The sequence below is a fragment of the Dyadobacter sp. 22481 genome (assembly GCF_052044875.1).
Classification (GTDB): Bacteria; Bacteroidota; Bacteroidia; order Cytophagales; family Spirosomataceae; genus Dyadobacter; species Dyadobacter endophyticus.
Map to the genome: position 1 here is coordinate 163,428 of NZ_JBQENV010000003.1, position 26,324 is coordinate 189,751.

Annotated in this window: 18 protein-coding genes; 7 read left to right on the top strand and 11 right to left on the bottom strand. The window is 51.1% G+C overall.

Annotated features, from left to right (window positions below):
• Window positions 1–3: 3 nt before the first annotated feature.
• From ACTJJJ_RS19685 to ACTJJJ_RS19695, 3 genes are read left to right on the top strand one after another with little or no spacing between them, the layout of a single operon-like run.
• Window positions 4–3,546, top strand: a complete 3,543-nt coding sequence (locus tag ACTJJJ_RS19685) for a molybdopterin-dependent oxidoreductase (RefSeq protein WP_440702736.1) — start codon at window positions 4–6, stop codon at window positions 3,544–3,546.
• 14 nt (window positions 3,547–3,560) lie between these two features.
• On the top strand, window positions 3,561–5,057 hold the full coding sequence (locus ACTJJJ_RS19690; protein ID WP_440702737.1) for a rubredoxin: 1,497 nt from the start codon (window positions 3,561–3,563) through the stop codon (window positions 5,055–5,057).
• 2 nt (window positions 5,058–5,059) lie between these two features.
• Complete coding sequence (locus tag ACTJJJ_RS19695; protein ID WP_440702738.1) at window positions 5,060–5,539, top strand: nitrate reductase associated protein; 480 nt, start codon at window positions 5,060–5,062, stop codon at window positions 5,537–5,539.
• 21 nt (window positions 5,540–5,560) lie between these two features.
• Here ACTJJJ_RS19695 and ACTJJJ_RS19700 read toward each other — a convergent pair whose 3' ends face one another.
• The 4 genes from ACTJJJ_RS19700 to ACTJJJ_RS19715 form a co-directional block, all read right to left on the bottom strand.
• Window positions 5,561–6,868 carry a TlpA family protein disulfide reductase gene (locus tag ACTJJJ_RS19700; RefSeq protein ID WP_440702739.1) on the bottom strand — a complete coding sequence of 436 codons (1,308 nt, stop codon included), beginning with the start codon at window positions 6,866–6,868 and terminating at the stop codon, window positions 5,561–5,563.
• A 239-nt stretch (window positions 6,869–7,107) separates the two neighbouring features.
• A complete protein-coding gene (locus ACTJJJ_RS19705; protein ID WP_440702740.1) occupies window positions 7,108–9,162 on the bottom strand; it encodes a metallophosphoesterase in 2,055 nt (684 codons plus the stop codon).
• Window positions 9,163–9,193: 31 nt separating this feature from the next.
• Window positions 9,194–11,416, bottom strand: a complete 2,223-nt coding sequence (locus ACTJJJ_RS19710) for a M1 family aminopeptidase (RefSeq protein WP_440702741.1) — start codon at window positions 11,414–11,416, stop codon at window positions 9,194–9,196.
• 105 nt (window positions 11,417–11,521) lie between these two features.
• The gene (locus tag ACTJJJ_RS19715) at window positions 11,522–12,235 is read right to left on the bottom strand and encodes a hypothetical protein (protein ID WP_440702742.1); all 714 of its coding nucleotides are present in this window, start codon (window positions 12,233–12,235) and stop codon (window positions 11,522–11,524) included.
• Between the two features lie 326 nt (window positions 12,236–12,561).
• On the opposite strand from ACTJJJ_RS19715, the gene ACTJJJ_RS19720 reads away from it, so the two are divergent.
• Entirely contained in the window at window positions 12,562–12,939 is a 378-nt protein-coding gene (locus ACTJJJ_RS19720; protein ID WP_440702743.1) for a hypothetical protein, read from the top strand.
• Window positions 12,940–12,949: 10 nt separating this feature from the next.
• Here ACTJJJ_RS19720 and ACTJJJ_RS19725 read toward each other — a convergent pair whose 3' ends face one another.
• Window positions 12,950–13,144, bottom strand: coding sequence for a hypothetical protein (locus tag ACTJJJ_RS19725; protein WP_426295459.1), 195 nt, complete (start codon window positions 13,142–13,144; stop codon window positions 12,950–12,952).
• 108 nt (window positions 13,145–13,252) lie between these two features.
• Complete coding sequence (locus ACTJJJ_RS19730; protein WP_440702744.1) at window positions 13,253–13,822, bottom strand: hypothetical protein; 570 nt, start codon at window positions 13,820–13,822, stop codon at window positions 13,253–13,255.
• A gap of 251 nt (window positions 13,823–14,073) precedes the next feature.
• On the opposite strand from ACTJJJ_RS19730, the gene ACTJJJ_RS19735 reads away from it, so the two are divergent.
• From ACTJJJ_RS19735 to ACTJJJ_RS19745, 3 genes are all read left to right on the top strand, one after another.
• On the top strand, window positions 14,074–14,850 hold the full coding sequence (locus tag ACTJJJ_RS19735) for a DUF899 domain-containing protein (RefSeq protein ID WP_188937977.1): 777 nt from the start codon (window positions 14,074–14,076) through the stop codon (window positions 14,848–14,850).
• A gap of 189 nt (window positions 14,851–15,039) precedes the next feature.
• Entirely contained in the window at window positions 15,040–17,217 is a 2,178-nt protein-coding gene (locus ACTJJJ_RS19740; RefSeq protein ID WP_440702745.1) for an outer membrane protein assembly factor BamB family protein, read from the top strand.
• Between the two features lie 214 nt (window positions 17,218–17,431).
• On the top strand, window positions 17,432–17,842 hold the full coding sequence (locus ACTJJJ_RS19745; RefSeq protein WP_440702746.1) for a winged helix-turn-helix transcriptional regulator: 411 nt from the start codon (window positions 17,432–17,434) through the stop codon (window positions 17,840–17,842).
• Here ACTJJJ_RS19745 and ACTJJJ_RS19750 read toward each other — a convergent pair.
• From ACTJJJ_RS19750 to ACTJJJ_RS19770, 5 genes are all read right to left on the bottom strand, one after another.
• Window positions 17,817–18,761, bottom strand: coding sequence for a hypothetical protein (locus ACTJJJ_RS19750; protein WP_440702747.1), 945 nt, complete (start codon window positions 18,759–18,761; stop codon window positions 17,817–17,819). The genes ACTJJJ_RS19745 and ACTJJJ_RS19750 overlap by 26 nt on opposite strands.
• Window positions 18,762–19,047: 286 nt before the next feature.
• Window positions 19,048–20,304 carry an ankyrin repeat domain-containing protein gene (locus ACTJJJ_RS19755; protein ID WP_440702748.1) on the bottom strand — a complete coding sequence of 419 codons (1,257 nt, stop codon included), beginning with the start codon at window positions 20,302–20,304 and terminating at the stop codon, window positions 19,048–19,050.
• Between the two features lie 407 nt (window positions 20,305–20,711).
• Window positions 20,712–22,685: a CotH kinase family protein gene (locus ACTJJJ_RS19760; RefSeq protein WP_440702749.1), complete on the bottom strand. Its 1,974-nt coding sequence runs from the start codon at window positions 22,683–22,685 to the stop codon at window positions 20,712–20,714.
• Window positions 22,686–22,799: 114 nt separating this feature from the next.
• Complete coding sequence (locus tag ACTJJJ_RS19765) at window positions 22,800–22,979, bottom strand: hypothetical protein (RefSeq protein ID WP_188937957.1); 180 nt, start codon at window positions 22,977–22,979, stop codon at window positions 22,800–22,802.
• Between the two features lie 56 nt (window positions 22,980–23,035).
• A complete protein-coding gene (locus tag ACTJJJ_RS19770; protein ID WP_440702750.1) occupies window positions 23,036–26,005 on the bottom strand; it encodes a glycosyltransferase family 117 protein in 2,970 nt (989 codons plus the stop codon).
• Window positions 26,006–26,324 lie beyond the last annotated feature (319 nt).

The following is a 26,324-nucleotide window of genomic DNA, read 5'->3' on the forward strand; positions in this document are numbered from 1 at the left end:
ACCATGAAACCGACCCCCAATTCCTACAAATCGACCTGCTGTTACTGCGGCGTAGGCTGCGGGGTCGTGGTGACGAAAGAGAGCAACGGCCAGCTAAGCCTTGAAGGGGATAAGGAACATCCTTCGAATAAGGGAATGCTGTGCTCGAAGGGCATGAACCTGCATTACACGGTGATGGATCAGTCGGACAGGCTGCTTTACCCGCAGGTGCGCCTCAACCGCTCGATGCCTTTGCAGCGCGCGACCTGGGACGAGGCTTTGGAACGTACAGCCGCCGTTTTTAACACATTAATCAAAAAATTTGGACCCGATTCGGTAGCGTTCTATGTCTCCGGCCAATGCCTCACGGAAGAGTACTACCTTGTAAACAAGTTGATCAAAGGTTTCATCGGGTCCAACAATATCGACACCAACTCCCGCTTGTGCATGAGCTCGGCGGTGGTGGGTTACAAGTTGTCACTGGGCGAGGATAGCGTTCCTGTTTGCTACGACGACATCGAGGCGGCCGATGTCATGTACGTAACCGGCGCTAACCCGGCCTGGTGCCATCCCATTATCTGGCGACGCGTGGAAGCGCACAAAACGGCGAACCCGGGTGTAAAAATCATCTGCGTGGACCCACGAGTGACCGACACTGCCCGCTCGGCCGACCTGCATTTGCAGATCCGCCCGGGCACCGACATCGTTCTTAACAATGCGATCGGCCGTTTGCTGATCGAAAATGATTATCTCGATGAGCGGTTTATTGCTGACCACACCGATGGTTTTGATTTATTCCGGCTACAAGTAATGCAGCGCACCTTGGCGGAAGCGGCCGACATTTGCGGTATCCCTTCCGCCAACATTGCCTTAGCCGCCGAATGGATCGGCCGTTCGAAAGGCTTTCTTTCCTTTTGGACAATGGGATTGAACCAATCGGTAATTGGGGTAAATAAAAACCTTTCGCTCATCAACCTGCATTTAATTACCGGCAAAATAGGGAGACCTGGCAACGGGCCATTCTCGCTTACCGGCCAGCCGAATGCCATGGGCGGCCGTGAAACAGGTGGCCTTGCCAATATCCTGCCGGGACATCGCGAAGTAGTAAATGCCGAACACCGCGAAGAAATAGAGAAATTCTGGAACACGCCCGTCCGCATCGCCGACAAGCCCGGACTTACCGCCACAGAAATGTTCGAGGCACTGGCCGACGATAAACTGAAAGCGATATGGATCATCAATACCAACCCGTTGGTAAGCATGCCCGACATGAACGCCGTGGAAAGCGCGCTGAAAAAGTCGCGTTTTGTCGTCGTTCAGGATGTTTCTAACCGCGCCGACACCGTGCATTTCGCCGATGTGGTACTACCCGCGGCGGCCTGGCTGGAAAAAGACGGCAGCATGACGAATGCCGAACGCCGCATTACCTATCTCCCCAAAGTGCTCGACGCGCCGGGCGAAGCATTGCCCGATTCCGAGATCCTCTGGCGTTTTGCACAGAAAATGGGTTTTGAAAAAGCATTTAATTATAAAACCACTTCCGAAGTTTACGATGAATATGTGAAGGTGACCGCCGGAACGACGATCGACGTGACCGGTGTGAGCCACAAATTGCTGAAAGAAAAACGCAGCGTACAATGGCCCCTGTCCTCGCTGGACGGTGCGCGATCCACTGACGTTCGCCAGCCGGGCACCAAGCGCCTTTTTACCGACCACCAATTCTACACACCCAACAAAAGAGCGAAAATCCACGGCGTACCCGACGAAAACACCTCCGAGCCCACCGACCATCAATTCCCGTTGGTTTTAACAAGTGGAAGGATCCGTGACCAGTGGCACACAATGACTAAAACCGGTCGCGTCGCAAAGCTAAACAAACATATCCCCCAACCGTTCCTGCAAATACATCCGGAAGACGCACGCGAGCGGGGCATTCTGGAAGGAAATCTGGTAACGGTAAGTAGCCGTCGCGGGGAAGTGCGCGTAAAAGCGCAGATTTCTGAGGACGTGCGCAAGGGCCTTTGCTTCCTGCCGATGCATTGGGGCAAAATATTGGGTAGTAATCTGGTCCGGGCAAACAACCTGACCAGCTCGTTAGTTGATCCCAAATCCAAGGAACCCGATTTCAAGTTCTCCGCGATACAAGTAAGTTTATACGAAAAACCGGCCGAAAAAATCATCATCATCGGAGCCGGATCGGCCGGGCTGGGTTTTATCAATTCCTACCGCCAGCTGAATGCGGACGATGATATCCATGTTTTTTCCAAAGAAATATATCCGTTCTATAACCGGGTAATGCTGCCCGACTATATCAGCGGCTCGCAAACCTGGGAGCAGCTTGTGAAGTTGCGCGAGGATCAATTTGCGGAAAACCGCATTACCGTGCACAAAGGCGTGAGTATCGAGCATATCGACCGCAAACACAAAACTGTGATCGATAGCAACGGGACGGAACACCATTACGACAAGCTGATCCTCGGCATGGGCAGCAAGGCATTTATGCCCAAAGGAGTTCCTGACCTGCCCGGCATATTCAACATGCGCTCGCGCCTGGACGCGGATTCGCTTCTGCCGTTCCTGAAACAACCAGAGCCGCACGCGGTGATCGTCGGCGGCGGTATCCTTGGCCTGGAACTCGCGGCTTCGTTTCGCGAAATGGACGTAAAAGTGACGGTTATCCAGCGCAGCGGCCGGTTTATGGAGCGTCAGCTCGATCCGCTTGCCAGCGAATTGCTCTACCAGGAGCTGCTCGACAGAGGCATCGAATGCTATTTCAATGATGAGGTTGCCACCTTCTCGGGTTCGGATACCGTGGAAGGGATCAGGCTAAGATCGGGACGGAAGATTGATTGTCAGGTGGTTGTACTGGCGATCGGCACCGTTCCGACCATTGAACTTGCCCAAACGGCCGGCTTGGATTGTAAGCGCGGCGTAGTAGTGAACGATTATATGCAGACCTCCGACCCGGATATTTACTCGGCCGGTGAAATCGCCGAATGGAACGGGCAAATGTGGGGTATAACCCTCGCCGCCGAGCAACAGGCGGAGGTGATCGCCAATTACCTCGCGGGCGATATTTCGCAACCTTACAGAGGCAGCACGTCGATGAACATCCTCAAAATGGAAGGTTTACAGCTTTGCAGCATCGGTATGACAGACGCCCCAGCCAACGACCCAGCTTACGAGCAGATCGTATTTATCGATAAATCGAAGCGTTATTACAAAAAATGCATCGTGCACCGCGACAAGCTCGTGGGCGCGATACTGATTGGTGACAAAAACGAATTCCTCGAATTCCGCGATTTGATCGCCAACGGAGTCGAGCTTTCCGAAAAGCGCCTGCAACTCCTACGCGCAAGCCAGCAAGTCGATCCTATGATTGGCAAACTCGTATGCTCGTGCAACAATGTGGGCCAGGGAAATCTCGAAAAAGCCATTACCGGTGGTTGCAGCGACTTCCAAAACCTTTGCCAGACCACCGGTGCCGGAACCGGCTGCGGCTCCTGCCGGCCCGAGGTGCGGTCGATACTTGAAAAGGCGTTGGAAGCAAATTTAGTAGCGAGTTGAAATGATCTAACACCATGCGCGACTATTACTATATAAAAATCAACCTGCCGGGCGGGATTGCATCGCCGGGATACCTGAAAGACATACTTTCGGCGTCATGGAATGCGAATGTCCGTAAGGTCCGGTTCGGATCGCGGCAGCAGTTGCTGATGACCGTGCATTACGAGGACATGCGTTTTTTGGAAAGCGATTTTAAAAAACTGGGGATTTTTTACGAGGTTAATACCGACCGCCAGCCTAATATTGTGAGTTCTTACTGCGGTGAAGACGTTTTCCGGACCGGGCAATGGCTCAATGCGAGCGAGTACCATTCCGTTCTCGATAGTTTTGACTTCGAACAGGGCTTTCTGCCGGGTCTCCGGCCGGGTTTGAAAGTCAATATCTCCGATTCTAATCAGAGTTTCACTCCTTTTTTCACAGGTAATCTCAATTTTATCTCCTCGCCTGAGCCGCATTTCTGGTACTTATATGTGCGCTTGAAGCAATCCAACACGGTTTTCAAATGGGACAAATTAATTTATACCAATGAAATCGGGCGCCTTGCGAAGGTGGTGGAAGAATGCATGCTCGACGAAGGCATTAATGAAGAAAATGCACTGAAGGCCGCAGTGAGCGAGCGCATTCACTATGTGTCCCAACAATCGACGCAAGAGCTGGAATTACCCTCTTTTTCCCTGCCCTATTACGAGGGTTTCAACCGATACGAATCGCGCACATGGCTTGGGCTTTACCGTCGCGACGAGGAATTTTCAATTGAATTCCTGCTCGACGTGTGCGAACTATGCCTTAAAACACGTGTCGGGGAGATTTGCGCAACACCCTGGAAATCACTGGTAATTAAAGGCATTGAAGACCAATATCGCGAAGCTTGGAGCAATATTCTGGGAAAACACAATATCAATGTGCGCCATGCGGCCAATGAGCTCGCCTGGCAAACCGAGGACCACAACGGCGATGGCGCGGAACTCAAAAACGACCTGATCCGGTATTTTTCCAAAAACGACACGCGCACTTTCGGGCTATGCTTCGGTATTCAGACCCGTCCGAAATCCGAAGTATTCGGTTCTATCCTGATCCGGAAGCGGCCATTGCTGCGCATAGGACAACTGCCGCTATTCAGTGTTTACGATCTTTACTATACCGAGAATTTCAACCCCAACAGCCGTGCGCAAGTGCTGTTTGAAAAGGGTTTGTTCAAAATACATTTGCCTGCCCAGTTGGAACGTCTTTGCAGGCGGTTTAATAATCAGCGATCCAGGGATACTCTGAAAACTATGCTGTCCGAGCCTGATGAAGCCAAAACGGCTGTCAAAGCGGCAAAGACGGTGCACCAATGCCCTGATTGCCTGACTGTTTATGATCCCGAGTTTGGCGACATTCTCGGCGATATCCCATCGGGAACCGCCTTTGAAGACCTTCCGGCCGGCTACTGCTGCCCTACCTGCGACAGTGGCAAAGCTATTTTCCTGCCCATCGAATTAACCCGGTCATCACACCTTGAACCAGCCTGATCATGACATCCGAGCCTGCCATCGAAACCCGTTTTTTTGCATTTGAAAGCGATTTTGTCGACAGTCTGCGCTGCATTCCGATGATCGTTCGCTACAAACTCGACACCTGCCGGGTGAAGCTCCAACTCGCCGATTGGGCCAAATTCAATTACCAGGAAAAAGACGACCTTGCCGAACATCCCTGCCATTCGGCCGCGGAGATCGAGGCATATGCTGCTTACGTGAATGAGTTGGTCTGGAAATACACCAATACCGTTCCGAGCCTGCTCAAAAGCCTCGACCCTGCGTGGGTGTACACCTACGTACCCGCGGAAGTGCGCGAGAAGGCGCAGGAATGGAATTGCCCGGTCATTTCCGCCAATCAATGGATACAGCTCGATGTGCTGGAACGCTTTGCATTGGTAAAGCTCAGTCGTTCAGGGCATGAAGGAAGGAATTTCCCGAGAGCAATGGTGGAGTTTGGGTTGGCGGTGGCTTGTTAAGTCCACCGATTAGAAAATTCGCTATTTTTGAGCTAACTGATCACGAGCTAACAGTTTGCGAAGCTCTTTCGAGACTTTACCAGAAGACGGCCGGTCCGCATGCGTCGCTACCATTCGCCCCTGCGCATCAATCAACAAATATCTCGGCACTCCCCACACGTAGTAGAGGTTCCAAACGGAATTGGGAGAATCTGAACTATTAATGATGTGAATGCCATTCGGGACTTTTCCGCTGGCTACCATTTTCTTCCATGCCAATGTATCGCGATCTACCGAAACGTACAGAAATGCGACCTGATCATTGCCTCTGAAATCTGCCTGTACTTTTTTGGAATTCGGGAACTCCTCAACGCACGGCCCGCACCAGGTCGCCCAAATGTCGACGTACACCACTTTGCCATGCAAACCTGACAACGAAATTTTCTTTCCATCAGGTGTAGTTCCTGCAAAATCCGGGGCGGGTTTCCCAGGACCCAGTTTTTCCCAGCGGGCAATGTCTTCGCGGATTACTTTTCTGAAATCATCTGATGCTATCTCCCTTTCCAGCGTGTTTGCGAGCTTGATAACGGACGGCGTAAGTCCATACATGCTAATCTGATAGTCAGCACTTTTCGCACGAAGAAATTCTTCGATTACTTTCGGATATTTAGAGGATTTAATTTTTTCTTCTACGAGAAATGGAAAAATCAGGTCAAGTGAATCGCCATCCATTTCTTCATTCTCTCCATAAATTCCATTACTAATTTTATGCTGATAATAAAAAGATCCGATCAAAGCGAAATCAAATATCCCGGTTTTCAATGCAATGGAATCGACAGGCATTTCGCTGGTTGCTTCCCATACGGATGCCGGTATATCGATTGAATCTCTCCCGATTGCATAATTGTATTGGTAGAATAGAACACTCATCTTGATTTGCCGTGTTAGAAGATCATGTATTTCCCCTGATATATTCGGATTTGATTTTAATTTGGTCAACAATTGGTCGTAACCTCTTTCTAAAGAATCTCTCGCATTTAAAAACTCCTCCTTGTCAAGACGGATCGCAAGATTACCTTTCCATCGCTCCATTCCCTGTCTGAACCGCACCGCTTCGTTAAGGAACTCCTGTACAACAGCGCCGTCGCCTTCGAAACCCAGCATATGTTTCGAACCTGGCCTCGATGGCACAATGGAAATTTCATCTCCCGGCGAAACAAGAAGGCCTGCCGCCAACTGCCCGGCACTGACACCCGCGAAAACCGGCGCATCGAGTGTAAATTCTACAATCCCCTTTCCGGCACTATCCAGCACTACTCTACCCATGCCGATACTATCCAGGCTAACCATGTTCGTACGGGCTATCAAAACGGTATCCCCGGCCGCCTTGGGATAGTTAAAGGAAATTCTAACCAGATTATTTTTCTTCTGGCCACAGCCAATCAATTGAAAAATAATACCAATAAAAAACAGAGAAAGATAGCCCGGATAGCGCATTTGATTTAAAATTTGATTGAAGAGTATTTGTTCAAATCTAATTACGCTTTATCGTCATATTCTGTGGAGCATATTTGTCTTGCAATAGAATTTTATTGAACGATAAACTTTTTAAAAACACGATCACTTCCTATAATCACAGTAACAATGTAAGTTCCGGTTTTCAATGTTCCCAATGGAATTGTGCGGGCATTGTTGCCTGAAATCAGTTTTCGCTTTTCAAGAATATGTCCGCTTATATCTGTCAGAACTAATTCCAACTCGCCCAAGCCCCCGGCAATTTCCACTTTCACATCTCTTTCGTTCGAAGGATTAGGTTGAACGCGGATCAGACCGTCATTCGGAACAGCCACTTGTACCGCGATGATCCGGGACGTCTGCTGCCGGCCGTCTAAATCCACCTCAATCAGACGATAATAGACCTTCCCCAACCTGCCCGCAATCTGCGGATCCTGGTAGTCGTACCGCCTCGTCACCGACGATTCGCCCGCAGCTGCGACCTTGCCAACTGCTTCGAAATGACGTCCATCCTGCGAACGCTCGACGACAAAATGACTTGCATTGGTTTCCTCGCTGGTCTGCCATTGCAACTTAACCCCTTCGTTTCCCCAAAATCCCGAAAAACTGGTTAGTCGTACCGGTAACGGGTCGGTAACGACCACCGTCATCGTATCGGCAAGACAAGTTTGTTGGTCATGCACTGTGTATTCTGTGGTTAGGGAAGGGCTTACTTCCACTTCGCGGGTCGTCTGAGCCGTGTTCCACACATACCCGCCTACATAGGAAGCGCTGAGCGTCACAGTGTTGCCTTTTGATATCTCGTACTTTTTTTTCGTGTTAACATCCTTCATGATGGTAAACCGGTCGCGAACAATCCCGTCGGAAGCGATCCATTGACCACCCAGCCGGTTTTCCTCTACTTGCAGCAGCAACGCGCCCCCGTGCTGGGCATCGGCTACGGGCAGCGCATCGTGGGGGTAACCAGCCTTCGTGGCACCCAGTTGTCCCGCCGAGCCTGCTACCACATACACAGTCCCTTCATTTTCCGGCGACTGCTTAATGTACGGACAGGATTCCGGTGTCCCGTCGTACTTGCCCGACGATTGACTAAGATTATACACATCCGGCACAAATGTATTTTCAGCTTCATAATGCCCTTTCAAGAGCTTCGAACGTTCATAGTCGTGGCTATGCCCGCACAGGATGAGGTCGACCCCATTCCTTTCCAGAATTCTGATGAAATTCTTCCGAATCTTCACCAGGTCAGCCTCGGTGTCCGAATCATGCGAACCTTTGGTATAGGGGGGATGATGCCAGTAAGCGATCACCCATCCCTTGTTCGAGTTGGCAGCCAGGTCCGCTTTGACCCACTGCACCTGCTTGCCAAGCGTGTCGTATAACCGCGTGGAATTATCCTCCTTTCCATAAGAGTCGAGTGACAGGAAATGGATATTTCCGTAGTCAAAAGAATAGAACGACTTCGACCCCGACGCAACTCCACCAGCCTCTCCCGCTGTGGGAATGGTGAAAATGCTGTAATAAGGAACCGCGTGGTCGTCCTGGCGCACTGGGTTGTTGGCGTAGTCGTGGTTTCCCGGACACGGATAGAGCGGGGATTGTTTTAAAAACCGGCCTTTGTACATATTAAAAAAACCGCTTTGATATTCCGGGTCAGTTCCGTTGAGGTAGGCGTTATCCCCGAGCAGAAGCCATGCATTCATGTAATCCTGGCCAAGGTAATCAGTTAGCCGGTCACGCACGGCCAGTTGATTCGGCGAGTTATTGCCGCAATCCCCAAACACCCCGATCCGGTATTTTCCAGCCTGGCCGGGCGGCGGAGCGGTTAGAAAAAAGTTATCGGCATCGCCCTGCAACACGGCCTGCGATGAGCCGATCGAATAGTAGTATTTTGTTCCGGGTTGAAGGCTGGACAGCTTTACCTCGTGCTCGGTTACGAGGGAGGCGCTATCTACCGTTTGAAGGAGCGAGCCGGGAGAACTGCCAAAACTCACGCGGCTGTCGGTGCCCACATCGGTACGCCAGCGGATGACGACGCTGGTCGATGTGACGGATTGAAGATACGGACCCCTCAGAAGTCCGGGCACCATGTGCGATAACAGGAGAAAAGTTAAAATAGATGGTTGCATAAATAGTGTGTTTACAAATCATATCATTCCCCTAATCTTTGATGATCTTCAATCCTCCGTACCCAACGCCGGGCGACAATACATACAGGCCGGGCTTTAAATGTCGAATACTGAAATTTCGAGTATTGCCGGGAGCAGAAAGCGATTTCAACACCACACGGCTTCCCTGCATGTCATAAAGGAAAAGCGCATCAGCAACCGGCTTACCGAAAGAATTACTAAGGGTAAAAATATCGCGTACCGGGTTGGGATAAACCTTCCATACTCCATTCTCCGGCCCGCAAACGGCCGTTACAATGCGCGTTTCCTGCGTCTTTCCATCCGTATCATATTCCTTAATGCGGTAATAACCCCGATCTAATGTCGCCTCAATGTTAAAGAGGTATTCGTTGGTTTCATTGGAATTACCTGTGGCCTTTACGGTCCCCATCGCCTCCCAATGCCGGGCATCCTTACTTCCCAGTATTTCGAAATAATCCGCATTCACTTCTTCGGTCGTTTGCCAGGTCAGCCGCGCGTTCGTACCGCGGCATTCAACATTAAACATGCTGAATACCACCGGCAACGGCCCTGAGGTTTTGGTGAGGGTATTGTTGCGCGTGATCAGCCAGACGTCCGGGTCGAAAATCACCTCAGTGGCCTCAAAACCGAGGTTATCTGTAAAAAGTTGGTCGTTTTCCGTGTTGCTGAGCACCACAAGCTTCTCCTGGTTGGTATTGGCATTGCGAAAAAGCAGCGGAACGGGCAACTGGAAGAAACTCACCGATGCGTCGGACTGCGTCTGGTGCATTTTTACCTGGACCGAATTGCCCATCGGGTGCCATTCGATCTGGTAAGATGGATAGCCCTGGCCTGTAAACCACTGATTGAAGAAGTAGGTCAGGTCTTTCCCGCTTGCCGCTTCCAGATGGAGCCTCAGGTTGGTTGTGGTCGCGTAGCCATAGGCCAGCACCGGATCGTTGAGATAGTTGTTAACTCCCGCAAAAAAAGTGGCATCGCTCAGTATCCAGCGCAGCATATAGAGTAAATGCGAGCCTTTGAGATAGCTCAGCCGATTGCTGAAAATGCGGTTTACGTCATTTACATTATCGACCCACACTGAACCGCCGGACAGCGATGTAATACTGTTAATTTCATTGGTACGGCTGGTTTTGGTACTGGCCGGATATTTCGCCTCCGCATAAATGCTCGCAAGGTGCGTGGCAAAGCCTTCGTTCAGCCAGATATCCTGCCAGGTTGCACAAGTCACTTTGTCACCAAACCACTGATGCGCCAGTTCATGCGCAATGAGTGTTTCGCCCATATTCACCATAAATGAGCAGGTCTGATGCTCCATTCCTCCTCCCCAACCAAATTGGACGTGACCATATTTTTCGTTCTTGAAGGGATAATCGCCGAAAAGATTGCTGAACTGGACCATCGCATTAAGCGCATTCTGCACGCCATTCTGAAAATTAAACTGGCTTTCGGGATAGCAGTAGGTTTTGAAAGGCACATTGGTCCCTCCGATCATTACGCTGTTGTCCAGCACATTATAGTTGGTCACCGCGATAGCCACCAGATAGCTCGCGATCGCATACCGGTGCTTCCAGTGCGTACGTGTTTTGGAACCTGCAACAGCTGTTTCGCTTTTCAGGAGGCCATTCGAAGCCGCCTTGTAAGCTGCGGGATGCGTAATGTAAATATCCAGCGAATCGGCCTTGTCGTCGAGGCCATTTTTGCATGGCCACCAGTCGCGGCTGCCATAAGGTTCACTTAAAGTCCAGAGAACAGGCGTAGCGGGCTGCCCATGCGTGGTAACCACAAAAGCGGCATTGGTGGCCGGCGGAGTTCCCTCGTAACTGATCGTCACAGAATCTTTTGTTCCCTGGGTAAGCGGATTTTGCAAGGTGATTGTCAATGCGTCACCCGCATGCACAAAAGCGACATTGCTACCCCGCTGCTGGACGGTCGAAACGGTCAAGGCGCTTGATAAGTCGAGAGTAATGCTGTTTCCCGCGGCATTCATCACAAAATGGGACGTCACATTGCCTTTAATGTTGTTCACCGTAGGATCAACCTCCCATTCGCAGCGGTAATACTTCACGTCGAAATTGTTGGAAGCCATCACGCGCAGGCCCGAAGCATTGATCCGCAACCCGGCGCTCCGGCTTTCGAGCGCCGCAATGTCGGAAGTGCTGTAATCCGGCCCGGATTCCTGTGCAAGCACCTGCCCGGCAAAAAGGGGGAAAAGAAATAGGAAAAGTAATCTCATAGCGTGCCGTTTTCTGTAAATACATCACTATCAATACGCTAACTTAACCAATTGCGGGCAATTCTTCTCCTATTCCTTTTTGAATGTTCAAACGGCAGGTTCGAGTTAAAGGGCGGTAAGATCATTACAAAAGCCGAGCAGCTTTTGCAGATCGTCCGCATTGCCGAAGTCGATACGATTCCCACGCAGGTAGTGCGTAAGCTGGCGTCTGTTACGCGCGTACACGGCCATGAATGCACGCCGCGTCGCGGGATGTGCAACCCTGTTCTGGTCGATCAGAAAATAACTGGTTTTCACCTTCCAGCGGTGACCGGATGCATTGTTTTCCCACTGAAAATTGCCTCCCTGGTTGCTGACCATTAATGCATGCGCAGCGTTACCTTCCAGCGCGGAAAAATGCTGTCCCGAATGACTGAGCTTGTTCCCAGCCGGTTCCGGCTGTACCCGAGCTGCCAGGATAACGCGGCCCGCCGTCCCAATCACCTCCATATCCGAGTGTTCGTCGGTGAGCACGAACCGGCGTTCTTCTACTTCAATGTAATCGATCAGATATTTGCCCGTGAAGAGCAACGTATCTGCCTGCGGGTTCAGAAACTGCATCTGACCTCCCAGGCGATGGTAATTCAGGAGGGCCGTGCGCTTCGTACCGTTCCGGAAATGAACTATTCCCTTCACAAAACCGGGAAACAGGTAGGCATTCTCGCGTGCTCCCTGCGTATTTTCAATGTTAGCGGTAGCCAGGTCGCGCGCGACGTTTAAGGAAGCGTTCGCATGAATGGTTGGGAGAAGGACAAGTGAAGCAAGCAGTAATGTTTTCATAGCATCTCAGGAAAGCCGTTTGTGTTACACAACCCTCACTAAAGATGTTTAAAGCGCATCCTCATACCCTTATATTTTTCTTGAATTTCTACAATTATTTATCAAAATAAGCTCGGGCTGAAACATTTTGACGAGTTTTTCTACAATATCCTTTCCAAAATCCGACGAAAATCAAAATAATTCGTCATATTACTACTACAATTTAAGTCCAAAACGTATATATTGCCGTTCAAGCGGTTCACTAAAACCGAACAACGTTGTTTATTTGTAAAAAGGGCACATCGGCATGGTTTTGGTGCCCACTAAGTCCTACATCAAAGCAAATCATGATGGAAATCGGAACAATTAAAGCGGTACATATATATACCCACCGACGACTTTATGTTGCGGCCGAGCTGGAACTAAACGTGAAAGGAGTTAGATATACTTTTGGCGGACATGAAGAATTTTTGTCCGGCATAAACGGGGGCGAGCCTGCCGATCCGCCCTTTCTGGGCAGGTTCCTGTTCAGATGCATGCAGGTTTGCCGCGTCGATAACTGGGACGAACTGAAAAGCTCGAAAGTCCTTGTAGAAATACACCACGGCAAGGTAGTGGCGATCGCCGACGTCTCCGGTAACAACTGGTTCCACCTGGCGAAAGAGTTTGCGGCAATGAGCCTCGAAAAAGAACAGATCGAGACAGGGACCAAAGAAAAACCCTAGCATCCTCTGCTTATCCCAGCCGGATTTCATAGGTATCATTCTCACCTTTTTCGGGCACGGCCAAGGCCAGATATTCCTTCCCGTTGGACCGCAAGTAATTTTCGGTCGCCAGCACGGCATCATTCTCCGACTCCGCTCCCGACACCGTCAGAACCACTCCCGGTTCCAATCGGCCTGTCTCATCACGATTTATTATACTCGGCATATTGTATGGTGTTTTTGGTTGAGAAAATCTGAATAAAGCCGGACACCTACATGCCCGGCTTTATCCTATTTAACTTACAAAACTATCATTCACACGCTCACTAGCCCCTCACGGTTTAACTGGCGTAGTAGTACTGCCAGGCACGGTCGATGACGGAATGGTTGTGCTTTGAGGAACCTGCGATGGCTGTGTGGTAGCGCCGGGAATCGTGGTTCTTGGTACGTTGCTGTTCGGATTTGTTCCCTGCTGCAAGTTGCCCGGAACAGTTGTACGCTCAACTGCGTTCGGGTCGCCCGGGATTGCGGGTACTGTCGAAGGTCGGCTGGTGGAGCTCGGCGAGGTTGTCGTTCCCGGTGTGGTTGCGCTGCCAGGAACGGTGCTCGATGGCACGGTGGATGGCTGCGTGGTGCTACCGGGCACGGTCGACGGCTGCGTGGTGTTGCCGGGCCTCACTGCTCCGGGCAGATCGGACGGCTGCACGGTAGCACCAGGGACCGTTTTCGGTTGCGGTGTACTGCCGGGCACGGTCGACGGCTGTGTCGTGCCGGGAACCGTCGTTGGCTGCGTGCTCGATGGCGTAGTTGCCGGGGTGGTCGTCTGCGCAAAAGTTGCGCCGGTGCCCAAAGCAGCGCCGCCCAACATAGTTAATGCGATGATATTCAACTTCAAAGCTCTCATGACGATTTATATTTAGTTGATGAAAAATTTTAGTGATGAGGTCTGGGAGGATAAAGAATCATACCAGAAGCAGGTCGCCTGAATTAAAATCAACACTTAGTCGTGCAAATCCCTGATCTGCAAAAAGTGCACAAGGAGTTAGCGGTCGCTAAACCATTTTGTCTCAAACACCCCCTTAAATAGACGTTTTTACACGCGCTGTTTACCTGATTTATTCGTGAGTTTTGTATTAAACTAAATCCCGCAAACCAATGGAAAAGCAATTGGACACCATGGCAGAGCGCCTGGAAGACGCCCTCGCAGCGCACCGGATCGTATCCCGCGAAGAATGGACCAAGGCACGAAAGGATCTTCTGAAAAAAGAGAAAGAGCTCACGCGGCTCAACGACGAACTCAGCCGCCAACGCCGGGCCCTGCCCTGGGTAAAGGTCGATAAGGCCTATATTTTCGAAGGCACGGAGGGGAAACTATGGTTTTCGGATCTCTTCTACGGCAAAAGCCAGCTCGTCATCTACCATTTCATGTTTGCCCCGGAATGGGAAGAAGGTTGCCCGGGCTGCTCGTTCATGGCCGATCATATCGACGGCGCCAACCTTCATTTGCAGCACCACGATGTGTCGGTGGTCGTCGTTTCCCGCGCTCCGTTGGAAAAACTGCTCGCTTTCAAAAAGCGGATGGGTTGGAAGTTCAACTGGGTGTCTTCCAATGGCAGCGATTTCAATTATGATTATCACGTGTCTTTCACCAGCGAACAACTAAAGAACGGCACCATTTACTATAACTTTGAATATTCCAAACACGACGAAGGCACCGAATCGCCGGGAACGAGTGTGTTCTACAAAGACCGGGCAGGTAACATTTTCCACACTTATTCCAGCTATTCCCGTGGCGGCGACATCCTCATCGGAGCGCACAACTACCTCGACCTCACTCCGAAAGGAAGAAATGAGGACGGTATCATGGACTGGATGCGCCATCACGACAAATATGAAGATTTCAAAGGCGATTCGGGGTGTTGCAGCCATTAGCAGCAGCCTCCCCCTTATATTCCGATACGTCATAGTCAGAATCTTCGAAGCGCTCCTGAAGTAACCAGGAGCGCTTTCCTCCTTTCCTGCCCTCATAATAGTAAAACGACCGTTTAAACGCCTTTAAAGCGTGAGTATCAACGATATTCGCTTTCCCTAAACCTTACGATCAAGCATCGCTTTCCTTTTATGTTTGGAATTAACCAATTTCAAAAGCCGCCTTTTAGAAAAAGTCTTCTCGCGCTTTCCGCTATCGCCGCATTTGCCGGACTGGTAGCCTATCAACACAGGCTGCAAACCGACCGTTCGTGGAGCATTTACAAGGCCGACGCGGAAAGTACGAGCTATTCCGCACTCGACCAGATCAACACCTCGAATGCTGACCGGTTGCAACTCGCCTGGACGCATGCCTATCAGGACATGAAGGAAGGCAGCCGCGCAGGCAGCAGCGAATGCAACCCGATTATTGTCGACGGCGTCATGTACACGACGTCCGCGAAGCATTGGGCCTATGCCATCAACGCAGAAACCGGAGAACAGATTTGGTCATTCGATCCGTTTGAGGGCGCGGAAGGCGGTGGCGTAAGCCGCGGAGTCACCTACTGGGAGGGTGGCGACGGGGAGCCGGACAAACGTATCTTCTTCACCGGCGGCGATAACCTTTTTGCACTCGACGCGCGCACAGGAAAGCCCGTCCCGGGTTTTGGCGACAATGGCCATGTGAGCATGAACGTCGGCCTTCGCGATGCCCCTTCGACCATTTCGGTTATTCCGACTTCGCCAGGCATTGTCTATAAAGATTTACTGATCATGGGAGCCGAAGTTTCCGAATTGTACGGCGCGCAGCCCGGCTATATCCGTGCTTACAATTGCAGGACCGGCAAACTTGAATGGACATTCCACACCATCCCGTTGCCGGGCGAGCCCGGTTACGAAACCTGGCCGAAAGATGCTTATAAATACGCAGGTGGTGTGAACGACTGGGCAGGAATGAGTCTCGATATTCGTCGGGGTATCGTCTTTCTGGCATTGGGATCCCCGTCCTATGACTTTTATGGAGCCGACCGGAAAGGCAATAACCTTTATGGAAACAGCGTGGTGGCACTGGATGCCGCCACAGGCAAGTACATATGGCATTATCAGTTAGTCCACCATGATCTTTGGGACTACGACTTGCCCGCACCGCCCAACCTGGTCACCGTAAGGCGTGGGGGAAAGGAAATCGACGCGGTGGCGCAGGTTACCAAACATGGGTTCGTTTTTGTTTTTAATCGCGAGACCGGCGAACCGCTGTTTCCGATCGAGGAACGGAAAGTACCGGCATCGAATATCCCTGGCGAATACGCGTCACCCACACAGCCGTTTCCGCTGAAACCGAAGCCATTCGCACGGCAATGGATGACCGAAGCGGATCTGACCCATTATTCCGACGCGGGGCACGATTCGATCGTCCGGAAATTCCACTCGATGCGGTATGAAGGCCTCTTCACTCCTCCCGACCTCAAAGGCACGCTGATGCTCCCCGGTACACGCGGGGGAGCGGAATGGGGCGGCGCTGCTTACGATCCGACCTCCACGGTGCTTTTTGTAAAATCCAATGATTCGCCTGAAATCCAGTCGATGAAAAAGGTCGACCTGGAACAGGAAGCGAAAGACCAGACGGTCTTCGATCAGGGAAAAACACTCTATATGACCTACTGTGTGGCATGCCATGGCAAGGACAAAAATGGCGACGAGCCCAATTATCCGTCACTCATTGGCCTGCGCAACCGCATGACGCGCGAAGCAGCGCTCGATAAGATCAAAAAAGGCGGCGGAAAAATGCCTGCATTCGCTTCGGCGATCAAAGGAAAAGAAAAGGGCATCATCGCATTCCTTTTCGACCGGCCGCAGCATTCCGAGAAAGTAACCAAGCAAGAAACCGGCCAAACCGGGAAGGGAGCTGATAAATACCTCAATCTGACCGCTTATGGCCATTTCCGTGACCCCCAGGGCAATCCCGCATTGCGTCCGCCCTGGGGAACGCTCAATGCGATCAACCTCAGCACCGGCGAATATGAATGGCAGGTAACGCTCGGCAATGATGAAAAGCGACAGGAAAAAGGCACTACCGAAACCGGCCAGGAAGGCTCCGCGGGGCCAATTGTTACTGCCGGCGGCCTCATTTTCATTAGTGGTACCCAGGACCGCAAGCTGCGTGCATTCGATAAAAAAACCGGCAAGCTAGTCTGGCAAACTACGCTTCCGGGCATCGCGAACGCAACCGCCTGCACGTACATGAGTGGCGGCAAGCAATATGTGGCGCTGTCCGTCGGCGGAACCAGGGAAAACCCATCGGGGTCTGTTATGGCATTCAGATTGCCTTGAAAAGCGTAACGCCCGGGAGTCGATGCTGGGCGCGCAATAGTCCACGCAAACGCTTCCACTGATTATTCCAAAGCCGCAAATGCCCAAACTGCCTATTTAAATTACCAATCGCTGTTTTTCGTTTTGATTTTGCCAAAAAACAGCTACATTTACTATACAAATGATAGTAATACACAAAAGGTTAGCAATAATCTTTTGGTTAGCAAACATCAAAATGGCATTTACCCATCACAACGGTTCCAGACCCAGCCCGGCGCAATGCTACAACAAGCTGAATGCCGCGGGAGATGCATTGTATGTAATCGGGGGCAAATGGAGGCTGCGGATCATCATCGCACTTTCCGACGGACACAAAAGGTTCAACGACATTCAGAGAGCTATTCGGGGCATATCGGCGAGAGTTCTTTCCAACGAACTGAAAGAACTGGAAATCAACGGATTTGTCACACGAAATGTCTTCACCGACTTTCCGGTTTCGATCGAATATGAACTGACGCCTTACAGCGATACCTTGTCCCCGGTTATTGAGTCGCTTATTACCTGGGGTGAAATGCACCGCCAACGGATCATGCATTCGGAAAAAGCAGAGCAAAAAGAGGCTACTGCTCTGGCAGAGATACTGTAATGTGCCACATATCGCCCGAGTTGCTGACCTTCTCGGTTCCCCACACACCCGGGCCGCCGTCGGGCCTCAGGTAAACATTGAAGACCAGCGTGGTGATCTGCGAACCTTTGACAAGCACACTTCCGCAGGCGGCACCGCTGCCGCAGTTGCCGGTAATTGGTGTTTTGGAATGCAGTACCTTCTTTTTGTTCATGTCGATCTGCATTTCTTCACTGCCCGAAAGCTTCGTCAAAGCGACCGACGGTGTTTGCAATTCGAGCTCAGTGGCGAAACCGAGGCGCTTATTACCAAAATTGGTCGTCGCGCCAAGGCCGATAAACGAAATCACCGGGTCGCGGACCGGCTTGTTAAATTGCAGCCGTAACTTCCCGTAATAATACCGGCTTGTATCGGTCTTGGGCGCATCGGCTGCAAGTAATGGCTTTGCGGAAAGAAATACCTGTAAACCCGCATTCATCAACAGATTAACACCCTTTCCCGCAGGCCCCTGGGGATGCGCTGTAAAGATTGTGCGGGCCGTGTCTTCAAAATAATAGTTGGTATTGACCACCGGCACAGACCGCACGTGCGTGCTGCTGGCGCCTGATGCCGCGCCAAAAGTCATCCCCGTTACATGTTGGGGGACATTATTATACGGCTGATCGTCAAAACTGAAAGTCACAGACAGCTCCGATTTCAGCTTCTCGAAATAAATGCCCTCGTCGGTACTTCCGTTCTTATTGAAGAAGAAAGTCATTGTCTGAGGAATGGAGGTAGGGCCCTTGGGTACCGGCAGTTGGCGGCTATTGTTGACACCGTCCTGAACCAGTTCGTAGGTGTTCAGAAGATTCGCGCTTTGAGCCAGGGAGTTGCTGACCGAGACGACAACGAAAATACACGCAAATGCCGCTCTTAGCGGTGATAATGAGAATGTTAGCATGTGTAAAATAATGAATCGTTGAGATAACTACCGGCAATATAAACTTTATGGTTGAAGGTATCCAGTGATCCGTGCTTGTCGTTGTCATTTTAGCAGGATAATTCAAGTTAATCCCCGCATCCTACTATCCGGGAGCCGGAGATTACTTCTACCCAAACTAAATACGTGATTATTAACTAAATGTAACGCTATGATTATTTTTCTCTCCCTTGGGAAAGTTAAAGGCAGGTATTGCTTTTTTTACGGCAGGTCGGATACGTCGTTGTTTCCGGAATTTCACATTCCATTATACTTTCTCCTGCAAAATGTTCGCAACACTTTCCTGTAAAGGAGGATGCAGGTCGCTGAGTAGCCACCAGGTGTGAATTTTAGCCCCGGCATCTACGAGCTTCCGGACTATTTCAAGATGATTTTCGCGCACGCCTTCGTGCGCGGTACCCCAGAGCGTCTGATCGAGTACGGTACCACCAAACTCGTTTCGTGCTTCCAGCGGCGCCTTGCGGGCGAGCAGCAGGTCTACAATTTCAGGATAGGCGAAATACCCAGCCCAATGCAGGGCCGTCCAGTCGCGGTGATCTTTCGAAGCAGGACTTACGCCTTTTTCGAGCAGGAACCGAACGGTTTCCTCCCGGTTTAGCATGGCAGCCCAAACGAATGCAAGTGCAAGGTTAGCTTCGGGTGTTGCAGGTACTTTCAGCCATTCTACGTTCACCAGAGGCGCACCAGCTTTCAGCTTGCCTGTATCATCGAGGTACCCGGCCAGTTGCGTGGTCTTGCCCATGGCACTCGCCGTGACTACGTTATCCACTCTGGCGCCTCTTTCTACAAGCGTTTCAGCACTTTTCGGATAGTGAAAATAAATCGCCGTTACCAGCGGTGCACAATCATCCCTGACGCCGTTAACAGCCGCACCATAATCCAGCAGCTTTTCCGCCAGGGCCGTTTGCAGGCCCGCCTGCGAGGGATGCGAGCTCGATACCAGCAATTCCAGCGTAGTCCCCCATTTGGTGCCGTAAGTATAGGCCAGGGCGTCGGGCTCGGCACCGGCGGCAAGTAAGGTTTCCGCAATGTCCAATGCATTCGGTGGGGTAACCTGCCGGAAGTTTTCCGTCCCGTTGGCAGCGATGTAGTGCAACAGCGTAGCCCCGTGCCCGCGAGCCGAACGCTCACGCACGAGGGCCGGATTATCCCGCAGCAACGCCTGCAATACCTGCAGGTCGCCTTTCACGACTGCGTCCACTGCCCGTTCGAATTTCGCTACAGACGAACCGGGTTCTTTCAAATCGGCGATGAATTGCAAAAATGCGGACCAGTCGGGGAAGCCATGCTCTCTGGCCACCACAAGCCGCGCGTCGTCAGTACCAAAATTAGTATCAGGATGATTAAGCCGCGTAAGTCTATCGGGTTCAGGATGGTACACCCGCATGTATTTAATGGAATCTTGATGGATCGACCGGCATGTGTCCACCAGGGCGGCGGCTTTTATTTCGTAGTATTCGGGGGTCGGGTCGGAGATTAAGGCAATGATATCGGTAGTGTTCATAGGTTCGGTTTAGTAGCGGCTGAAACATAAGACAATTAGTGTGTTTTTAGATAGAATACAAAATCCGGTTAGTGATCGTAACCGGACTATACTTGTCAGCTATCTAGCCCGTCCTGAACCACGGGTAACCGTACGCCAAAAAACCATAATCCGGTTGATCTCCGCGGGAACCATGGCGCGAATCCACGCCGTAAAATCACTGATATCATTGACACGATTCGGTGTAGGCTGGCACCTTTCCAGCCTACACCGAATCGTGTCCAATCCTAATGCGTGCAAGTAGTCGAGACTGTAAATGACGGCATTCTTATACCAAAGTTCTTCCAGCATATTCCCCAGGTTGATAACGGCTTTTTTGTATAAAAAGCAATGCCAACGGGGCGTTCAGCCGGGGCCGGTAACCAAAGCTACCGGTCCACCGTCAGGTGTTTTTGTATTTCGATCTTCCCGTCGGGAGCAGTGACCGTGAGTACATAGTTACCGGGCAGCAGCGTTCCCGTCGCCACTTCAACCTGCCTGCCTGCCGCCGTCGAGCGCTTGACGATGCGCCCGCTCGTATCGCGTATTAGAACGACCGCTCCTGCACTTACGTTTTTAAGCACAACCTGCTCCTGCGCCGGATTGGGAAACAAAATAGCCGCCTCGTCTCCCGCCCTCACAATCGGTTTCATCGCCGAAAAGCTGACGGTGCCGTCGGTATCTGCCTGACGGATCCGATAGTAGGACGTTCCCGGCAATGGCGTGTTGTCTAGAAAATCGTAATGCTGCTCAACAGACGTGTCACCTTTCCCTTTCACTTTGCCCAGCGACTGAAAACGGCGCGCATCGGCACTCCGCTCGACCTCGAAATAATCATTCCGTACCTCCTCCGAAGTAGACCAGCTCACGCGCACCGCGGATTGCTCGACTTCCTTCACTTCAACTTCTTTGAATGTAACGGGCAGCGGGCCGCAATTTTCCGACGAGATAGACGCAATATTAGCATCCATCCAGGCCAAATGACCGAGCAGCCAGGTTTTCAGGTATTGTACCTCTTTCGCGTAAGTATTACCGGGTAACGTGTAATGTTCGTTGAACATCACGGCCGTTTCCAGGATGTTCCACTTGGCAAAATTGCGTTGCATGGCACTTTGCGCGGTCAATTCTGTTTGTCTCTGATCGATAAAGGCAGCAATGGAGGCATCGCTCCATTGCGTCTGCCTGAGTTGCGCATAGCGTACGATCAGTTTGTTTTTAAAGTAGCAGTCAGTAAGCAGGCGTGCCGGCCAGAAAACGGTCATAGGCGGGCGGTCGGGGCAGAATATATTGAATTGCCAGGCCCACGACCCCGTCGGCAGCACCGACAGCTCATAGCACCATTGCTGGTTACCCATCGATTTGTCGAAGTCCCATGGCGCGCCCATTACGATCTGTCCGCCTTCGTCGTTCCGTTGTTTATAAAAAAAAGTACTCGCCCGCCAGTTATCCGAGTTCTTGGTGATTTCCTGCAACAACAGGTAGTCGATCATCGCGTCTTCATCTAGAAGCGGCCGGTAGCCCGTTGCGGCGTCTTTGTAATTTGGCCCGGCTAGTACCTGTTCAAAGTTATCGATGTAGTTTTTGATGTAATTAAACTGCAAATCCCGGTTTGGAATGTTGGTGTAATTATGCAGCTTGGGATATTCTACATGGAAAAAGGGGTTGGGCTGCCCAGGCGCATTGTTTCCCGGGTATGCCGATGTCCATTTCATATCTTCATCCTCCGCTACCTGCAACAAATACCCACCGGTGATCTTCGCCGGATCGGAGTCCGTATCGGCAAGTTTTTTGATATTGATCCGGTTTGAATTCCGCTTCACCTTCTCCATCAGGATGTACACCCCGTGGTAAGACATTCCGCCGATTTCATTTTTAAACACCTCCACGTAGCGGGTACGGGGCGAATAGCGGCCCGTACGCGTATACATTTCATGTGCGAACACGTCGCGAATGAACGATTTATCACCATAGCATGCATTCAAAACCCAATCCGATTCAGCTGGCATCCCCAGCAGCGAAGCATCCACACTATTCCCGCCGACATCCCTGATCTCGACGCTGTAAGATTTTTTATCCCAGAAAATAGACGTGTTCCCGCGGATCTCGATCCCGATATTACTTTCAAATTGGAACACATTCGAACCCGAGTTTATATCGAACGAATGCATTCCGCCGCCGTTCGGCGCGGTGATCTTGAATGTCGCCGGAATTTTGTTATCATTCTCGATCACCCCACCATTCGTATTAATGACAACGATGGGTAAATTAGACGTAATAGAGGTTTGGGCGTAGGCGGTAATGCAGCAAAGCCACAGGAAAAGGCCGACTGGTCCTTTCCTGAGTAAGTGTAAAATTCGAGCCATAAACGAAGTCTTGATTAACTTTCATAATATTTTAAAAGATAAATATAAAAAGTTAACAATTTCTTCATATTCAGGTAATGCATGTTTCTAGTAAGTGGTCATGCCGACCGGTGCTCAAACCTCCAAAACCTCCCATTTCCGAATATCCGTCCAGTTGTGCGTGGTCAGTTCCGTTGAATAAATTTCGATGAACATTTTGTTCTCCGAGTCATATTCGCCATCGCGCCACTCCTCTTCATCTATCCGCATGAACCGCACCAGCGAGCCGTTTTCGGGCAAAGTTTTTTCCTCCATAAAGCCTGTTTGAAAAGTACAGCATGACGGATTAAAAAACCTTGCCCGGAGAATCCTTATCCGCCGTATATATGGAAGGCAAGCAGGTGTTTTTTGAAGATCGCTTCAAAGCGGTCCGCATCCTTGTCCTGCTTTGCTCGCCGGCATTCGCGAACGATGCTTTGCAGGATAAAAAGGTCTGTATTGACGTCGCGGCTGCGGCTGCCTTCTTTCTCCTTGATCCATGAGAGGTTTTCATCTGAACGGACGGCCATAGCACGGGCAGAATCCAGCGCCTTTTGATTTTCACCCACATCGAACAACGCTCCGATAAACCCCGCAGATACCTGGTCGTACGGGATGGTGTCGTCGGGCATTACGCCCATTGCCTTGTCGACGACCTTCCGCGCTTTATCGATCTTGTTCTCTGCGATCAGCTGCTGTGCCAGCCGCAGGAACGATAGCCTCGCCGTAACCACCGGCGAGCCCCGGTAAGTATCGTCGTAGTATACTTTGGGGTTGTTCATTTCGCGCCAATACATCTTGTTCATCATGTTGTCGTACATAATATCCGTGTTGACATAGCCGTCCGAGGCCCCCGGCACCCGCACGGGCAGCAGGCGATAAGCATAACCTTCGAGTTGCAGATATTCCTGTAAGCCCAGATTGTGCGACGAGCCCATTGTCGACGAGAAATACACCGGTCTTTTCCAGTTATTGCTCGAAATGATGTCCAGCATGACCAGATCACCTTTCAAAAGGTCGGTTTCACCAATTTTCCAGCTCATCGAATCGGCCAGGTAAGGCAGCAAGTCGCTTTTCACAATATTCATCTTACCCACCTCGCGGGTATCGACCGGCAGGAACAACGTCGACGACGGCAATATCGAGGTCATATCGCCGCTCGTAAGCGGAACCTGGATGGCCTTGTTATCCTGCCGGATCAGTTCCAGATACTCTTTCAGGTTAATGCCCCCTTTTACGGAAGCAATTTCATAAAACGGCAGGTATTCGTTTTTACCCAACTGATAATTACCCGAATCCAGCGACAGCGGCAGCGCGTCCGATTGGTTAATCTTCCGTTTGAGTTGACTGATATACCAATCCGCGCCAAGGAAGGTCTGCACGCACACGCGTACGTCGGTGCGGAAGCCTTCCACTTCCTGCACATACCAGAGCGGAAAAGTGTCGTTATCGCCACCAGTGAAAAGAATCGCGTTGGGGGCGCAGGAATTGAGGATGTTACGGGCAAAATCCACCGATTGGTAACGGTCTGCCCTGTCGTGGTTATCCCAACCTTTCGCGACCATGACCGCAGGCACCGAAAAACAGGCCAGTCCCGCCATTCCAGCCCGCAATGCAGGTTTATGAATGACCTTTTCCAGAAACTTCGCTGTCGCCATGACGCCGAAGCCGATCCACACACAAAAAATGTAGAACGATCCCACGTAAATATAATCGCGCTCGCGTGGTTCCGATGGCGGCGAATTGAGGTATATCACCAGGGCCACGCCCGTCAGGACAAAGAGGAAACCCAGTACAAGGAGGTCTTTCCGCCGGTGATAGTACATATATACAATCCCCGCAATACCAAGCAGGAAAGGCAGCATCAGGAAGTTGTTGTGCCCGCGGTTCAGGCCAATGCTCTTGGGAAAAGACTGACTGGTCTGCCATGGCAGTAGGGTACCGGCCCCTTCCCTGTCGCTCTCCCGTCCTACAAAATTCCACAGAAAATAACGCCAGTACATATGCCCCAGCTGATGTGAAAACAAATAGGACAGGTTGTGTCGCATGGTGGGCTTTTGACCCTCGGCCACACCGGTCATTTGCTGGTACAGCTGAGGATGCCCCGGCTGGGAACTGTACATCCTCGGCAACAGCATATTGCTGCCAGGCTCATATTCATATACCGGCTTGTAGTCGATCAGCACGTATTTCCCATCTTTCTTGGCATACACCGGCGCTCCGCGCTTCTGACTCACCGGCCTTGAAACAAACGACGGACCATAAAGGAGCGGGCGGCTTTCGTATTGTTCCCTTTTCAGATAATAGACAAACCGGAGTACGTCGCTGGGGTTGTTCTCATTGATGGGCGTATTGTAGCCCGACCGCACCAGCACCAGCGCGAACGAAGCATAACCTATTAGGATAAACGCAAGAGAAAGCAGGCCTGTATTCAGTAAGGCACGGCCCGTCCGATGCGAGTACCGGATTCCCTGGACGAGTCCGCCCAAAAAGAGGATCGTGAAGAATGCGATGCCCGTATTGTAAGGCAGCCCCAGCGAGTTCACGAAGAATATTTCGAATTTCCCGGCAAGCTCGGGCAAGCCAGGTATGATCCCTGCATTGATAATACCCAGGATCAAAAGTCCCGCCAGAAATGCAATCGAAGCGCCGAAGAAACCGGGTTTCGGATACTTTTTGAAATAATACACCAATGCCAACGCGGGGATTGTTACGAGGTTGAGCAAATGAACGCCGATAGAAAGGCCCACCAGATAGGCCGTCAGTATCAGCCAGCGGTTGCCGGCAGCCGGGTCCTCGATGGCCTCCCATTTAAAAACCGCCCAGATCACGATAGCGGTAAAAAAAGACGACAGACCATAAACTTCCGCTTCTACGGCCGAGAACCAAAACGAGTCCGACCACGCGTACGCGAGCGCTCCCACAACGGCAGCACCGCTGACCAGCCATACATCGGCGACGTTACCTTCCCCCGGCTTCTTCCCAATCAGCTTCCATGCGAGCAAACTGATCGTTTTAAACAGAAAAAAGATGGTAAATGCGCTGCTTAGCACGGACACCATGTTGACCCAATAGGCGACTTTCATCACGTCGCCAAGGGCCAGCAAGGCAAACAGCCGTCCTATCAGCAGAAAAAGCGGCGCACCGGGCGGGTGCGGCACCTGCAATTTGAAGGCGCAGGCGATGAATTCCCCGCAATCCCAGAAGCTGGCGGTCTGCTCCATGGTGACGACGTAGGTGATCAGGCTGATGGCAAATACCGCCCACGCAGCCAGATCGTTCCATTTCTTTAAGGATATCATGTTTGAAGGTGTTTTGGATGAAATTCCAAAACTATTCAACACGAGATCATCGCACGGCACCGGCGATCTTAAAAAAAGTTAACAAAATCCGCTGATAATGAGGCTTTAACTTTATTTAACACCCACATACGCACCGTGCCAAACGGAGCATAATGATCAGAAAAGCAGGGAAATGCAATATATGAGAGAACTCCAAAGCACGGCACCCGCCGTCACTGTAATAAATACACCACCCAGAAACGGCAATTCTGCTGCTTTTGAAAGTTTTACCGATGTTTCCATTCTTACAACACTTTTACGATAGAGGTATTAAGACCGC